Annotated in this window: 15 protein-coding genes and 1 riboswitch; of the genes, 7 read left to right on the top strand and 8 right to left on the bottom strand. The window is 69.7% G+C overall.

Features of this window, described 5'->3' with window-relative positions; translation table 11 throughout:
• Nucleotides 1-42: 42 nt before the first annotated feature.
• Nucleotides 43-504 carry a GNAT family N-acetyltransferase gene (locus DEJ51_RS16355; RefSeq protein ID WP_150258230.1) on the bottom strand — a complete coding sequence of 154 codons (462 nt, stop codon included), beginning with the start codon at nt 502-504 and terminating at the stop codon, nt 43-45.
• Between the two features lie 14 nt (nt 505-518).
• A complete protein-coding gene (locus DEJ51_RS16350) occupies nt 519-1,412 on the bottom strand; it encodes a GNAT family N-acetyltransferase (RefSeq protein WP_150258229.1) in 894 nt (297 codons plus the stop codon).
• Between the two features lie 155 nt (nt 1,413-1,567).
• Between DEJ51_RS16350 and DEJ51_RS16345 the strand changes: the two genes are divergently transcribed.
• Together DEJ51_RS16345 and DEJ51_RS16340 are read left to right on the top strand one after the other, a co-directional pair.
• Nucleotides 1,568-2,218: an HAD family hydrolase gene (locus DEJ51_RS16345; protein ID WP_150258228.1), complete on the top strand. Its 651-nt coding sequence runs from the start codon at nt 1,568-1,570 to the stop codon at nt 2,216-2,218.
• A 121-nt stretch (nt 2,219-2,339) separates the two neighbouring features.
• A complete protein-coding gene (locus tag DEJ51_RS16340) occupies nt 2,340-3,548 on the top strand; it encodes a globin domain-containing protein (RefSeq protein ID WP_150258227.1) in 1,209 nt (402 codons plus the stop codon).
• 33 nt (nt 3,549-3,581) lie between these two features.
• Here the strand turns inward: DEJ51_RS16340 and DEJ51_RS16335 are convergent, their stop codons facing one another.
• From DEJ51_RS16335 to DEJ51_RS16320, 4 genes are all read right to left on the bottom strand, one after another.
• Entirely contained in the window at nt 3,582-4,061 is a 480-nt protein-coding gene (locus DEJ51_RS16335) for an NUDIX domain-containing protein (protein ID WP_150258226.1), read from the bottom strand.
• Between the two features lie 61 nt (nt 4,062-4,122).
• Nucleotides 4,123-5,028: a LysR family transcriptional regulator gene (locus DEJ51_RS16330; RefSeq protein ID WP_150258225.1), complete on the bottom strand. Its 906-nt coding sequence runs from the start codon at nt 5,026-5,028 to the stop codon at nt 4,123-4,125.
• 187 nt (nt 5,029-5,215) lie between these two features.
• Complete coding sequence (locus DEJ51_RS16325) at nt 5,216-6,340, bottom strand: cystathionine gamma-lyase (protein ID WP_150261962.1); 1,125 nt, start codon at nt 6,338-6,340, stop codon at nt 5,216-5,218.
• 179 nt (nt 6,341-6,519) lie between these two features.
• A complete protein-coding gene (locus DEJ51_RS16320; protein ID WP_150258224.1) occupies nt 6,520-6,900 on the bottom strand; it encodes a phage holin family protein in 381 nt (126 codons plus the stop codon).
• An 89-nt stretch (nt 6,901-6,989) separates the two neighbouring features.
• Between DEJ51_RS16320 and DEJ51_RS16315 the strand changes: the two genes are divergently transcribed.
• From DEJ51_RS16315 to DEJ51_RS16300, 4 genes are all read left to right on the top strand, one after another.
• The gene (locus DEJ51_RS16315; RefSeq protein WP_150258223.1) at nt 6,990-7,307 is read left to right on the top strand and encodes a cupin domain-containing protein; all 318 of its coding nucleotides are present in this window, start codon (nt 6,990-6,992) and stop codon (nt 7,305-7,307) included.
• A gap of 155 nt (nt 7,308-7,462) precedes the next feature.
• On the top strand, nt 7,463-7,690 hold the full coding sequence (locus DEJ51_RS16310) for a DUF5326 family protein (protein ID WP_190620417.1): 228 nt from the start codon (nt 7,463-7,465) through the stop codon (nt 7,688-7,690).
• A 295-nt stretch (nt 7,691-7,985) separates the two neighbouring features.
• Nucleotides 7,986-8,732, top strand: coding sequence for an IclR family transcriptional regulator (locus DEJ51_RS16305; protein ID WP_150258222.1), 747 nt, complete (start codon nt 7,986-7,988; stop codon nt 8,730-8,732).
• 97 nt (nt 8,733-8,829) lie between these two features.
• Nucleotides 8,830-9,279, top strand: coding sequence for an SsgA family sporulation/cell division regulator (locus DEJ51_RS16300; RefSeq protein ID WP_150258221.1), 450 nt, complete (start codon nt 8,830-8,832; stop codon nt 9,277-9,279).
• Nucleotides 9,280-9,386: 107 nt separating this feature from the next.
• Here the strand turns inward: DEJ51_RS16300 and DEJ51_RS16295 are convergent, their stop codons facing one another.
• Nucleotides 9,387-10,877, bottom strand: coding sequence for a YibE/F family protein (locus DEJ51_RS16295; RefSeq protein WP_411757324.1), 1,491 nt, complete (start codon nt 10,875-10,877; stop codon nt 9,387-9,389).
• Nucleotides 10,878-10,916: 39 nt separating this feature from the next.
• A riboswitch (TPP riboswitch) is annotated at nt 10,917-11,062 on the top strand.
• Here DEJ51_RS16295 and thiC point away from each other — a divergent pair.
• Complete coding sequence (gene thiC / locus DEJ51_RS16290) at nt 11,057-12,844, top strand: phosphomethylpyrimidine synthase ThiC (RefSeq protein ID WP_150258219.1); 1,788 nt, start codon at nt 11,057-11,059, stop codon at nt 12,842-12,844. Its footprint overlaps the riboswitch before it by 6 nt.
• 160 nt (nt 12,845-13,004) lie before the next feature.
• Here thiC and DEJ51_RS16285 read toward each other — a convergent pair whose 3' ends face one another.
• Nucleotides 13,005-13,823 (bottom strand): hypothetical protein, encoded by an 819-nt coding sequence (locus DEJ51_RS16285; RefSeq protein WP_150258218.1) that lies wholly within the window; start codon nt 13,821-13,823, stop codon nt 13,005-13,007.
• Between the last annotated feature and the right edge of the window lie 96 nt (nt 13,824-13,919).

Raw genomic sequence — 13,919 nt, 5'->3', positions numbered from 1 at the left:
CCGGGCCACCCACACGGCGGCCCGGCGTGCCGGACCGTCCGGTCAGAGCTGGAGCTTGAACCCGACGTGCGAAGCGGTGAACCCGAGCCGTTCGTAGAAGCGGTGGGCATCGGTCCGGGTGGCGTCCGAAGTCAGCTGCACCAGCGTGCAGTTCTCGGCGCGGGACGTCTCGACGGCCCATTCGATGAACTGGGTGCCCAGGCCGCCACCGCGTTCGTCGGCGTGTACGCGGACGCCCTCGATGATGGAACGGGTGGCGCCCTTGCGGGAGAGTCCTGGGACGATCGTCAGCTGGAGGGTTCCCACGACACGGTCGCCGCGGACGGCGACGACCAGGTGCTGGTTCGGGTCCTCGGCGAGGCGCTTCAGGGCTGCGAGGTACGGGGCGAGGTCGTCCGGGGACTCGCGGGTGGCACCGAGTGGGTCATCGGCCAGCATGGCGACGATGGCGGGCACGTCGGCCTCGGTGGCCGGCCGGATCGTCAGCTCGGAAGTGTCGGTCATGATGCGTTCTCCTCTCAGCCGGCGGCCACGGTGAGCGGTGCCCACCGACGGGTCCAGTCGCCGGGCAGACCGGGGATGTCCCGGGTCATGACGGAGTTGAAGGCCACGGAGGCCAGGCCCCGGTCCTTGAGCCAGTCCAGGAGTTCCTCGTGCCGTACGTCGACATCGGTGCGCAGCGCCCGGTCCGTGCCGGCCGCGAGCGCGGTCACAAGCGACTGGGCGGTCGCGGTGTCATGCGCGATGAGCGGTCCGATGACCTGGGTGTCCACGTTGGGCCAGGCTGCGGCGTAGCCGGTGAGTGGCCCGCCCTGGGAGGGGCCCTCGGCGACGACCAGACGGTCGGCGAAGGCGGGCAGCCGGGTGATCATGTGCGTGCGGTCGGCGCCGAAGACCTCGGCGTCCAGCCGCAGGATGCGGGGGAGGTCCTCGGCTGTCGCCGGCCGTACCCGGGAGCTGCCGTATCCGCCGGGGGTGCCCTCGTGCCGGAACGCTCCTCTCAGCATCTCGGTGCGGCCGGTGGTCTCGAAGCCCAGTTCCTCGTAGAGAGGGCGGCCGTACGGAGTGGCGTGCAGGGTGAGCGGGACGTTCTTGAGTACGTCGTCGCAGACGTGGGTCATCAGACGGCGGCCCAGGCCCTGGCGGGCGTAGCGGTCGGCCACGAGGACCATTCCGATGGCGGCGAGCTCCGGCCCGGCATGGGTGTCGCCGTAGCGGGTGACGACGCAGGCGGCCGCGAGTCCCAGGCCGTCCGGGGCGTCCACGCCGTAGCCGTGTCCGGCGGCGAGGAGCAGACGCCACTTGTGTTCCTCGCGGAGCCATCCGCGATCTTCGGACAGGTCGGCGCAGCGGCGGAGATCGTCCACGGTCAGCGCCCGGATCGGTAGATCGGTGATGTGTGGTGGTGTCACCTGGCCCAGACTGGATCATGGACTGGGAGCCGTCCAGAGGGTTTGGGGTCGGATGTTTCACGTGAAACACCAGGTGCCCGGCACGGGGCCGCCGGACGGTGTTTCACGTGAAACACGGTGTTTCACGTGAAACGGACCGACTAATCTCGTGGGCTATGGCCCTCCTGCACCTCTTCGACCTCGATGGAACGCTGATGTACGGCTCGGCGGCGCCGGCCGAGATCTCCCGCCAGCTCGGGCTGAGCGCCGAGATCGCCGAGCTGGAACGGGCCTTCGGCGCGCAGGAGATGGGGCCGCACCAGTTCTCCGTGGCCGCCCACGCCCTCTGGGCCGAACTCACACCCGCGCATGTGCGGGCGGCGTTCGACGGGGCGCCCTGGCTCACGGGCATCCGGGACGTGTGGCAGGAGATCAGGGATCGCGGGGACTACTGCGCGGTGATCTCGCTGTCGCCTTCGTTCTTCGTGGAGCTGCTGCTGGAGTGGGGCGCGCATGCCGCGCACGGCTCCGTCTTCCCGGAGGTGCCGTTCACCCGTCCGGTGGAAGAGTCCGGGATCCTGACACCCGAGGGCAAGGTCAGGGTGGCGGACCGGCTCTGCGCGCAGTTCGGTGTGAGCCGGGCCGACTGTGTCGCCTACGGGGATTCGGTGACCGACGCGATGCTCTTCGAGGTGGTGCCGGTCTCGGTGGCGGTGAACGCGAGGCCCTACCTCGCCGAGCGCGCGACCCATGTCTACGAGGGCCGTGATCTGCGGGACGCATACCAGCTCGTGGGGCTGACGCGCCCGGGAGTTGACGCATCTTAGGAGGAAAGTGGGTTCGAAACGCGGACTTTCCGCGTTTTCCCGCAGGCCTCTGGGTCGGCTGGCACGCTGTGAAGCCCGGAACCACGGATTCACAGGCCGTGGCGTGTGCAGACCGACCGAGATGCTCGAAGCGAGGCACCGCATGGACGCTCCGCCCACCAGATCGGACAGACGCGAAGCGGCCCGGATATCCGGTCAGGGCGGTGCGATCGAGCCCTCACCGGATGCCGTACTCATCCGCCGGACCCTCGCGGAGATCGCCCCCGTCGCCGACAAGGTGACCTCGTACTTCTACGCTCTGGTGTTCACCGGGCACCCAGAAGTGCGCGACATGTTCCCCGCCGCTATGGACGTGCAGCGGGACCGGCTGCTGAAAGCCCTGCTGACCGCCGCCGAGCACATCGACGACCCCGCCGTCCTCGTCCCCTACCTGCGCCGACTGGGGGCGGGTCATCGCAAGTACGGCACGATGGCCGGTCACTACCCGGCGGTCGGTGAAGCCCTCGTCGGGGCACTGGCACGGTACGCGCAGTACAGCTGGGGGCCCGAGACACAGGCCGCCTGGGTACGGGCGTACACCGCGATCTCCCAGATCATGATCGACGCGGCGGCGGAGGAGGAGGCGAAGGCCCCCGCGTGGTGGCACGCCGAGGTGGTCTCCCACGATCTGCGCACCCCGGACATCGCGGTGCTGACCGTCCGCCCCGACCAGCCCTACGCCTTCCTCGCCGGCCAGTACACGAGCCTGGAGACCCCGTGGTGGCCACGGGTGTGGCGGCACTACTCCTTCGCCTCGGCGCCGCGCGGAGACGGATTGCTGTCCTTCCACGTCAAGGCCGTCCCCGCGGGCTGGGTCTCCAACGCGCTGGTGCGCCACGCACGCCCGGGAGACGTACTGCGCCTGGGGCCGCCGGCCGGTTCGATGGTGGTGGACCACACCACGGACAACGGCATGCTGTGCCTGGGCGGAGGCACCGGGATCGCGCCGATCAAGGCACTGATCGAGGACGTGGCCGAACACGGCGAGCGGCGGCCGGTGGAGGTGTTCTTCGGGGCCCGCAGCGACAGCGACCTCTACGACAAGGACACGCTGCTGGGGCTCCAGCGCTCGCACCCGTGGCTGTCGGTCCGCCCGGTGGTCGGCGACGGGCTGGCCGGACAGCTGCCGCACGCGGTGGGTGAACACGGGCCGTGGAGCTCGTACGACGCCTTCGTCTCCGGCCCGCCCGGAATGATCCGCAACGGAGTGGACGAACTCCTGCGGATCGGCATCCCCTGCGAACGGATCCGGTACGACGCGGTGGAGGAACTGGCCGGCGTCGCCGGCTGAGACCGGTGGCAGACCGCCGGTCTCAGCCCGGCCTCAGCCCAGGTCAGGAGCGTGCATCGCGCGGACACCCTCGATGTTGCCGTCGAGATAGTGCCGCAGGGACAGCGGGACGAGATGGACGGCGGCGATCCCCACCCGGCTGAAGGGCACGCGGACGATCTCGTACTCGCCCTCGGGCTCGTCGACCTCGGGGCCGTGCCGCAGGTTCGGGTCCATCGATTCGAGGCGGCAGACGAAGAAGTGCTGCACCTTCACGCCGGTCACCCCCCTGTCGGCGATGTGCTCGACGGTGTCGACGAAGCAGGGCACCACATCGGTGATCTTCGCGCCGAGCTCTTCGTGGACCTCCCGGTGGAGGGCGTCGACGACGGTGGCGTCCGAGGGCTCCACTCCCCCGCCGGGGGTGAGCCAGTACGGATCGACGCCGGGCCTGGTGCGTTTGATGAGGATCAGGTCGTCACCGTCGAGCAGGATCGCGCGGGCGGTGCGTTTGACCACGGGACGTTCGGTCATGGGAGAAGAGTGGCCCGCCGCTCCGCTTCTGAAACGCGCCATGGTCCGGAAAAAGACGGACTCACCAGTCCCCTGCGGCATCCAGCAGCCGGTCGTGCGCCCCGGCGAGGTGGGCGAGGGCCAGGCTCCCCGTCCGCACGACCAGGAACCAGGTGCGCAGCGGCGGCACCGCAGGCTCCGCCAGCGCCACGATCCGACCGCTGTCGAGGGCGTCCTGGCACAGGTAGCGGGGCAGGACGGCGAGCCCGGCGCCGGCCCGGACGCACTCCAGTACGGCCCGCAGGTCGGGCACGACCACGGTGGCGGCCAGGGACCTGGCATCGGGCAGTGCGTCGAAGACGGCGGCCCAGTAGCGGGTGACGAGCGGCAGGCTCTCGTGGACCTCTACCAGCGGGATGCCGTCCAGTGCGGCGGAACCCTCCGCACGCAACCGGTCCATGTCGACGAGGGCGGCCCAGTAGGGCGCGGCGACCAGGACGTGCTCCTCGTCGCACAGCGGGGTGGCCGTGAAGAGCCCGCCCCGGGGCTGGGCGGTGGTGACGACGAGGTCGTGGTGCCCGACGGCGAGCCCGTCCAGGGTCACCTCGTCATCGGTCTGCGGGGCGGCGCGCAGGGTATGGCCCTGGCCGACCAGGAGGGCCAGGGCGGGGAGCACGCGCAGGCAGAGGAACTCGGGAGGTCCGGCGACGTGGAGGGTGCGTAACGGGCCTACGGCCTCCCGCTCGGCCTCGGTGATCCGCAGCAGGGCGTCGAGGTGCGGGGCGGCCTTGTGGGCCAGCTCGTCGCCGACGGCGGTGGGGGTGACGCCACGGGCCCGGCGGTGGAAGAGCGGGCGCCCCAACTGCCGCTCCAGGGTGCGGATCTGGGAGGTCACGGCGGGCTGGGACAGTCCGAGGAGCGCGGCCGCGCGGGTGAACGAGCCGGCCCGGTGGACGGTGACGAAGGTGCGCAGCAGGGTCAGGTCCATCGCTGCACCTCTCGGTGGGGGCCTTCAACTATAAATATGCAGATAGCTCCCTGTCGTTATCGTGATTGGACTCTGACGCAGAGTCAACTAGCCTTGTCGCGTGGTTCTTCGCGCGCGGAACCCGGGGCGGTCCGAGCCACTAGGGGGGAGGCTCGGACCGCTTCACGCGACGACGGCCGTCCCCGGTTCAGCCCCCGGCACCCGCGTGGTCGAGAGCACGCAGCACGTCCGCGACCAGGTCCTCGGTGTCCTCGGCACCCGCTGAGAAGCGGATGAAGCCCTCCGGCACGGCGTCCCCGCCCCAGCGGCCGCGCCGCTCCGCGGTGGACCGGACTCCGCCGAAACTCGTGGCGTCCTCGACGAGGTGCAGAGCTGTCATGAACCGCTCCGCGTGAGCGCGGTCGGGCAGGGTGAAGGAGACCACCGACCCGAAGCCCCGCATCTGCCGGGCGGCCGTCTTGTGGGAGCGGTCCGTGGGAAGCCCCGGGTAGCGCAGTCCGCTCACGTCCGTCCGGTGTGCCAGCGCCTCGGCGACGGCCAGGGCGTTGGCCCACTGGCGCTGCGCGCGCAGCTGGATCGTGGCCAGGGAGCGGTGGGCGAGCCAGGCCTCCATGGGACCAGGGATGGCACCGACGATCTTGCGCCACCGCCGGACGCGGGCGGCGAGCTCCGGATCGCGGCAGACGACGTATCCGAGCAGCACGTCACCGTGGCCGGTGAGGCCCTTGGTGCCGCTCGCCACCGAGAAGTCCGCCCCCAGCTCCAGGGGCCGCTGCCCGAGCGGGGTGGCCAGGGTGTTGTCGACGGCGACCAGCGTCCGGCCGGCATGCGCCGCGTCCACGAGGCGGCGTACGTCGCACACGTCGAGCCCTGGGTTGGACGGGGTCTCGATCCACAGCAGCCGGGCCCCTTCGAGGACCGCGAGCTGGGCGTCGTCGCCGGTCGGAGCGGTGCGCACGTGGATCCCGTACGCCTCCAGCTGCTCGCGCAGCAGGGGCAGGGCCTGGTAGCCGTCGTCGGGCAGGACGACGGTGTCGCCGGTGTGCGCCTGCGAGAGGAGCACGGCGGAGACCGCCGCCATGCCGGAGGCGAAGACGATCGTGTGCACGTCCTCGCCGGGGGCCTCCAGTTCCCCGATCGCCCGTTCCAGCAGCGTCCAGGTGGGATTGGTGTCGCGGCCGTAGGCGTACGGGCCTTCGACGTCGCCGGGGAGGTGGAAGTGGGCGGCGAAGACCGGTCCGGGCAGAGGCGGTTCGTTCTTGACGGCCTCGGGCAGTCCGGCCCGGACCGCTCGTGTGCCGTCGCCGAGCACGGCAGCTCCGGCTCCGGTCTCCCGCTTCTCGTGCTTCTCGTGGGTCTCCTGCGTCTTCTGCGGGGCGTGTTCGTTCACGCGGTGTGCTCCTTCACGGCGGCGCGTACGGCATCCGACAGGCCGGGGCAGGCTCGATCAGGTCGAGCACTGCTCGAACCCGTCGGCCGTCACGAGCCTGTTCAGTCCTTGTCGGGCAGGACCATGTTCACGGCCCAGGAGACGATGGAGATGATCAGTCCGCCCAGGAGCGCGGTCCAGAAGCCGTCGACATGGAAGCTGAGATCGAGCTGCGTGGCCAGCCACGAGGTCAGCAGCAGCATCAGGGCGTTCACGACAAGGGTGAACAGGCCGAGGGTGAGGATGAACAGCGGCAGCGAGAGCAGCTTCACCAACGGCTTGACGAGCAGGTTGACCAGGCCGAAGACCAGCGCGACCAGGATCAGGGTGAGCGCCCGTCGGCCCGTGCTGCTGCCGTCGTCGAGGGTGATTCCGGAAAGCAGCCAGATGGCGACGGCCAGGGCCGCCGCGTTGGCGAGCGTCTTGACTACGAAATTCGTCATGGGTCTGATCGTGGCAGAGAAGATCCCGGTGGGACATCCGCAGATCAGCGGATGCAAGGGAACGATCGAGTACAAGGGGCACAACGACGATGAAAGCCTTCCGGCTTGACGAACTCGAAGCGGAGCGGGCCGCGAACGACGGCGCATATCTGCAGTTCCTGCGCGAACGGAACATGTCGGTCGGGCTGTACGCGCTCGACGCCGGACAGACCGACCCCCAGCTGCCGCACCGGCAGGACGAGGTGTACTTCGTCGTCAGCGGCCGGGCCTCGATCACGGTCGGGGAGGAGACGACGACCGTGGCACGTGGCAGCGTCGTCTACGTCCCGGCGGGGGTCGCGCACAAGTTCCACCACATCACCGAGGACCTGAAGGTGATGGTGGTGTTCTCCCCGCCGGAGGGCTGAGCGGCGCGGCCGGATGAGGGGCGCGGCCCTGATCCCCCTAAGGGGCGGATCAGGGGACTCCGGGGGCTCGCGGGCCCCGATACGGGGTCCTGGACTCCTAGCATCGAGAGCAGGAAGCAGCAGACGAGGTCACGGACGAGGAAGAGGTCGAGGACATGGACGGCATCCGAGAGATATTCGCAGGTATGCCCTGGTGGGTTAAGTGGGTGGCGGTCCCGCTGCTGGCGCTCTTCGTCTTCGGCGGCGTGATCACCAGCATCCTGGGCGCGCTCATCGGGTTCGTCTTCAAGCTGCTCCTCTTCGCCGGCCTCGTCGGCGGCCTGATCTTCGTCGTGAAGAAGTTCAGCGGCGGCGGCTCGAAGTCCTCCTCCGGCGAGTGGTAGTTCGGAGCGGTCCGGGCGGACCGGGGATTGAGCCAGGTGAGGGAACCTGACCCGCTGAACGGCTCACATCCCCGGAATCGGTGGATAGAGTGGCAATCTATGCTGTTCCCTGGGCACCGAGAGCCCGTACCACCGCTCCGACCTGCCGCCCTGACCTGCGGCGACGCAAGCGAGCCGCCGAGTACGACCCCCAGGAGCGACGGCACGCGCGGGGGCGGCCCCCGCAGGGCGGGCCTCCCCAAAGGCCCGCCGCCACGCCTGGGGGTGAGCTGTGTCTCCGGTCCACAATGCCGGTGTGCCGACTCTGATCGGTTCGGTGCAGCGCGCGCTGAGGCTGCTCGAAGCAGCGGGGGCCCATAGCGGGGGAGCCCCGGCAAAACAACTGGCGCGCGAGGCCGGGCTCCCGCTTCCCACCGCGTACCACCTGCTGCGCACACTGACGCACGAGGGTTATCTGCGCAGGGTGCGCGGAGTGTTCGTGCTGGGCGAGGCCGCAGAGCGGCTCGCCCGTGGGGGACTCCAGCAGAAACGTCGCAGCATGATCCTCGACTCGCTCGCGTACTTCCGCGACACGGTGGGGGCGCCCGTCTACTTCGCGGTCTACCGCGAGGGCGAGATCGAGGTCGTGGGTGTCTCGGACACTCCGGCCAGCCCGGCCTGCGAGGAGTGGGCCGACTTCCGGGCGACCGGCCATGCGCACGCCATCGGACAGTGCCTGCTCGGGCAGCTCGACGAGAAGACGCGCAAGGACTACTACGACCGTCATCCGGTCGAGGCCATCACCCCCTACACCGTCCGCGATCTACGGTCGTTGGAAAACCGGATCGGGACGCTGGGGCGAATGCAGCCGGTGATCGAACGTCAGGAATATGCCCTCGGCACCATCTGCGCAGCCATCCCCATTACGGCCGGCGATACGGTCGCGACGATGGCCATTTCTCTCCCTCTCCACCAAGAAGAGCGATTGCTCTATGTAGTCAATCGGCTACGGAGTGAAGTAGGCGCGCTGTTGAGCACCCTCTCGTTCTCTATCAGTATCTGAAAACTCACTCCTTGTGATCTGCTACCGCTTCCACCACTCTTGTCAAGTGGGTCCTGGGGGATCATTCCTGGCCACTTCAACTACAGCGGGGTAGTCAATGCGCGAGTCGGTACAGGCAGAGGTCATGATGAGCTTCCTCGTTTCCGAGGAGCTCTCGTTCCGGATTCCGGTGGAGCTCCGGTACGACGCACGCGACCCCTACGCGGTCCGCCTGACCTTCCACCTTCCCGGAGACGCGCCCGTGACCTGGGCATTCGGCCGGGAGCTCCTCCTCGACGGCATCAACAAGCCATGCGGTGACGGCGATGTGCACATTGCCCCCACCCACCCGGAAGACCTGTCCGACGTCCACATCCGCCTTCAGGTCGGTGGCGACCGGGCCCTGTTCCGCGCCAGCGCGGCGCCGCTCGTCGCGTTCCTCGACCGTACAGACCGGATCGTTCCGCTCGGACAGGAGCGCAACTTGGGCGACTTCGAGGAGAACCTCGACGAGGCTCTCGACAGGATCCTCGCCGAATCGCAGCAGAACGAGCAGAACGCCGGCTGACCGGCTGCTTGACCGGCCGCCTGATCGGCCGACGGACCGGCTGACCCGCTGATCTGCGGTCGACCGCCCGATCCGCCGCCCGGTCCGCCGCCAGGTCCGTCAGGCGCTCAGCGCTTGCGCCGTCGGCCCCGGCCGCGCACCGGCCCCGTGGCCGGGGCGCCCGCCGAGGCCGGCGAGGATCCCGGTCGGTCGGCGGAAACCACCAGCGCGGCCAGCGCCGTTGTCACGGGGACCGAGGCCACCAGGCCGATCGAGCCCACGAGGGTCCGTACGATCTCCTCCGCCACCAGCTCGCTGTTGGCCACCGACCCCATACTGCTGTTCGCGATCGAGAACAGCAGGAGAAGCGGCAGTGCGGCACCCGCGTAGGCCAGCACCAGGGTGTTGACCACTGACGCGATGTGGTCACGGCCGATCCTGATGGCCGCCCGGTAGAGGGCGCGCGACCCCATCGAGGGGTCCGCGTGGTGCAGTTCCCACACGGCCGACGTCTGCGTGACCGTCACGTCGTCAAGCACGCCCAGCGATCCGATGATCACGCCTGCGAGCAGCAAACCGCTCATGTCGATGTCCGGGTACAGCCCGTGGATCAGCCCGGTGTTGTCGTCGGTGTTGCCGCTGAGGAACGCCCAGTCGATGAACCCCGAGCCGAGCAGCCCGATCAACGACAGCGAAACGAGCGTGCCCAGGACGGCCACCGACGTACGGGCGGTCAGCCCGTGGCACATGTAGAGCGCGATCAGCATGATGGCGCTCGCCCCGACCACCGCGACGACCAGCGGGTTCGAACCCTGCAGGATGGCCGGGAGGATGAAGAGGGTCAGCACGCCGAAGCTGACCACCAGCGCGACCAGCGCGAACAGCCCCCGCATGCGCCCGACGAGTACGACCGCGGCCGCGAAGATGCCGGCCAGCAGGGCCATCGGGAGCTTGCGGTTCACGTCGATCACCGAGTACTGGAGGTCACGGGGGGCGTCCGGCGCGTACGCCACCACCACCTCCTGGCCGTCCTCCAACTGCCGTGGCGCACCCGGCTGGACGACCTCCACGAAGGTGCGTCCCTTGTCCGGGCCGGTCGTGACCTCGACGGTCGCCTTCTTGCAGTCACCGGTCTGCGCGGCCTGCGCCCCGCTGCCCCCGGGGGCCGAGGGGGACCCGGTCGTCGGCACCTGCGCGGCGTTCACGGACTTGCAGTCGACCTGTTCGATCGAGGTCACCACGCCCTGCTGGGTCTGCCGGTCGAACCCCACCCCCGTACGTTCGTGGCCGGGAGCGCCGCCCGGCCAGAGCACCACCATGCCGACGAAGACGGCCACGGCGAAGGGGATCAGTACGGCGGCGATGACCCTGCGGAGGTGTTTCGAGACGGGGGCTGCCGGACCGTGGCCATGACTGTGGCCGTGGCCGTGGCCGTGGCCGTGGGACCCACCCGGAGGGTGCCCGTCGGCGTGACTGCCGGCGTGGTCGTCGGAGTGCCCGTCGGACGGTCCGGGGTGCGCATGCGCGTGGCCGTTGTGGCCGTGGGGCTCTGTGTGCTCGATGGGGGGCTGCGGCGAGGGCGTCACCAGCAGATCATCGCAAGAGATGAGGGGGCCCACTGTTCAGCACGCCATGGATGACGCTAGCGTGGGGGCACCTTTGCACAACGCGGGAGCTCGGAGCACCGGGCTGAGAGGACGCTGATCACCGTACGGGCATCACCGATGCGTACGGGAAGAGGCTGCGTCGACCGCCGAACCTGTTACCGGGTAATGCCGGCGTAGGGAGATCAGGTCTCATGACCATTCAGGACGCACGCACGCCTGCCGTCAGCCAGGACGCCGACGGCCAGACCGAGCGCCAGCCCGGCTGGCACAAGGGATACCTGGCGGGCTCCCGGCCCGACCTCCGGGTGCCGGTCCGCCAGGTCCACCTCACCAACGGCAAGGACGTGACGCTGTACGACACGTCCGGTCCGTACACCGACCCGCAGATCGAGACCGACGTCCGCCGTGGTCTCGCGCCTCTGCGCGAGAACTGGATCATCAGCCGCGGGGACACCGAGGAGTACGCGGGCCGCCCCGTGCGCCCCGAGGACGACGGCATCAAGCACACCTCGCCGCGCGGCGGCCTCAAGAACCTCGACGCGGTCTTCCCGGGCCGCCCCCGCCAGCCCCGCCGCGGCCGTGGCGGGGCCGCCGTCACGCAGCTCGCGTACGCCCGCCGTGGCGAGATCACCCCGGAGATGGAGTACGTCGCGATCCGCGAGAACGTCTCCCCCGAGGTCGTCCGTGAGGAGATCGCCGCAGGTCGCGCCGTGCTCCCTGCGAACGTGAACCACCCCGAGATCGAGCCGATGATCATCGGCAAGCGGTTCCTGGTGAAGGTCAACGCCAACATCGGCAACTCCGCGGTCACCTCCTCCATCGAGGAGGAGGTCGACAAGATGACCTGGGCGACCAAGTGGGGCGCCGACACGGTCATGGACCTCTCGACCGGCCGCAACATCCACACCACCCGCGAGTGGGTGCTGCGCAACTCGCCTGTCCCGATCGGCACCGTTCCGCTCTACCAGGCGCTGGAGAAGGTCGACGGCCGGGCCGAGGACCTGACCTGGGAGATCTACAAGGACACGGTCATCGAGCAGGCCGAGCAGGGCGTCGACTACATGACGGTCCACGCCGGCGTGCTGCTGCCCTACGTGCCGCTGACGGCCCGCCGCAAGACCGGCATCGTCTCGCGCGGTGGCTCGATCATGGCCGCGTGGTGCCTGGCGCACCACAAGGAGAACTTCCTCTACACGAACTTCGAGGAGCTCTGCGAGATCCTCGCGACGTACGACGTCACGTACTCCCTCGGTGACGGCCTGCGCCCCGGCTCGATCGCGGACGCCAACGACGCGGCCCAGTTCGCCGAGCTGAAGACGCTGGGCGAGCTCAACACGATCGCCAAGCGGCACAACGTGCAGACGATGATCGAGGGCCCGGGCCACGTCCCGATGCACAAGATCAAGGAGAACATCGACCTCCAGCAGGAGATCTGCGAGGAGGCGCCGTTCTACACGCTCGGTCCGCTGACCACGGACGTCGCGCCCGCGTACGACCACATCACCTCGGGCATCGGCGCCGCGATGATCGCCTGGTGGGGCACCGCGATGCTCTGCTACGTCACGCCCAAGGAGCACCTGGGTCTGCCCAACCGCGACGACGTGAAGACCGGCGTCATCACCTACAAGATCGCGGCGCACGCCGCGGACCTGGCCAAGGGGCACCCGGGCGCGCAGGAGTGGGACGACGCCCTGTCCGACGCGCGGTTCGAGTTCCGCTGGGAGGACCAGTTCAACCTGGCCCTCGACCCGGACACGGCCCGCGAGTTCCACGACGAGACCCTCCCGGCGGAGCCGGCCAAGACCGCGCACTTCTGTTCCATGTGCGGTCCGAAGTTCTGTTCGATGAAGATCTCGCAGGACATCCGCCGTGAGCACGGGGGCGACCTGAAGGCGGACGAGATCCAGGCGGGCATGGCGGAGAAGTCCGCCGAGTTCGCGGCCTCGGGCAACCGCGTCTACCTGCCGCTGGCCGACTGACCGCGGGAAGCGCGGCAAGCGCAGGAACGGTACGGGACGGACCCGCGACCCATGGGGGGAGCCGCGGGCCCGTCCGTCGTACGAGCCGGGCCCCGACCCGGTCCCAGGTCCTCCCCCATGAGGCGCCGCGTTCCGTCCCCCGCACCGGGCGGCGGCACCGTCATTCCGGATCGCGTTCCGGTCCGCCGAAGTCCGGACTCGTGAAGTCCGGAGGTGTGTAGCCGGGCCGCGGGCTCTCCGGTGGGGAGCCCGGGCTGGTGAAGTCGGGCCTGCTGTACCCCAGGTTGGGGATGCGGCCGGCCGCCGGTGTGCGTGGGGTGGGAAAGCCCGGGCCTGTGCTCGGGTCGGCCAGCGCGTCCCGCAGGAAGGGCATGATGCCGCGCTCCAGCAGGGCGTGCCGCCAGGCCTCGCGGGCCCGTGCGACCTCGTCGGGTATCGCCTCCGTCTCGTCCGCCGCCACCTCGGTCGAGCTGTTGCGGACGGCCGTCACCAGCAGGCCGATCACGGCGAAGAGCAGGGCGGCCGCGGTCAGCCCGCCGAAGAGCCAACCCGCCGTCAGCATGGTTTCGGCGAAGGCCGGTTCGGGCTCGATCATCTTCAGGATGTAGCCCACGAGCAGGAAGATCAGCATGGCGGTGCCGGCCAGGACCGGTGCGAGGACCGCGACCACGGCGCTGATGCCCGCGCCGCCGCCGTCGCCCTGGGTGTCGTCCTCCGCGCCCGTCGTGCCGGGCGCGTGCAGTACCTCGTCGCGTCGTTCCTCGCGGACCTTCACGTAGTGGCCGTACTCGGCGGCGGCCGCCGCCGCCAGCAGGGCGCTGGCCCCCTGGGCCATGGTGCGCAGCTGTTCGGCGTTCAGCCGTTCGCCGAGGGTGGCGAGTTCGGGCCGCTCGTGTGCGGCGCGCAGTGCCTCGTCGACGAGCCGGTCGAACTCCGGTCGGTCTTCGGTCAGCAGGTGCGGAGCGCTGGTCATGTGCATCCCCCGATGCTCCGTAGAAGCCGGTATGCCCGCGTAGACCCGGGCGCCGGCACAAACGGAGGAGAGCCTGCTACGGATAGAGCGATGGTAGAGCGC

It is taken from the genome of Streptomyces venezuelae (genome assembly GCF_008642275.1).
Classification (GTDB): Bacteria; Actinomycetota; Actinomycetes; order Streptomycetales; family Streptomycetaceae; genus Streptomyces; species Streptomyces venezuelae_E.
Note: the sequence above shows the minus strand (reverse complement) of the source record. Positions and strands in the feature narration are given on the sequence as shown.

Excerpts from the sequence above, each read along its gene's own strand:
- DEJ51_RS16355 (WP_150258230.1), bottom strand. The coding sequence starts at position 504 with ATGACCGACACTTCCGAGCTGACGATCCGGCCGGCCACCGAGGCCGAC.
- DEJ51_RS16345 (WP_150258228.1), top strand. The coding sequence starts at position 1,568 with ATGGCCCTCCTGCACCTCTTCGACCTCGATGGAACGCTGATGTACGGC.
- DEJ51_RS16340 (WP_150258227.1), top strand. The coding sequence starts at position 2,340 with ATGCTCGAAGCGAGGCACCGCATGGACGCTCCGCCCACCAGATCGGAC.
- DEJ51_RS16335 (WP_150258226.1), bottom strand. The coding sequence starts at position 4,061 with ATGACCGAACGTCCCGTGGTCAAACGCACCGCCCGCGCGATCCTGCTC.
- DEJ51_RS16330 (WP_150258225.1), bottom strand. The coding sequence starts at position 5,028 with ATGGACCTGACCCTGCTGCGCACCTTCGTCACCGTCCACCGGGCCGGC.
- DEJ51_RS16320 (WP_150258224.1), bottom strand. The coding sequence starts at position 6,900 with ATGACGAATTTCGTAGTCAAGACGCTCGCCAACGCGGCGGCCCTGGCC.
- DEJ51_RS16315 (WP_150258223.1), top strand. The coding sequence starts at position 6,990 with ATGAAAGCCTTCCGGCTTGACGAACTCGAAGCGGAGCGGGCCGCGAAC.
- DEJ51_RS16310 (WP_190620417.1), top strand. The coding sequence starts at position 7,463 with ATGGACGGCATCCGAGAGATATTCGCAGGTATGCCCTGGTGGGTTAAG.
- DEJ51_RS16300 (WP_150258221.1), top strand. The coding sequence starts at position 8,830 with ATGCGCGAGTCGGTACAGGCAGAGGTCATGATGAGCTTCCTCGTTTCC.
- thiC (WP_150258219.1), top strand. The coding sequence starts at position 11,057 with ATGACCATTCAGGACGCACGCACGCCTGCCGTCAGCCAGGACGCCGAC.
- DEJ51_RS16285 (WP_150258218.1), bottom strand. The coding sequence starts at position 13,823 with ATGCACATGACCAGCGCTCCGCACCTGCTGACCGAAGACCGACCGGAG.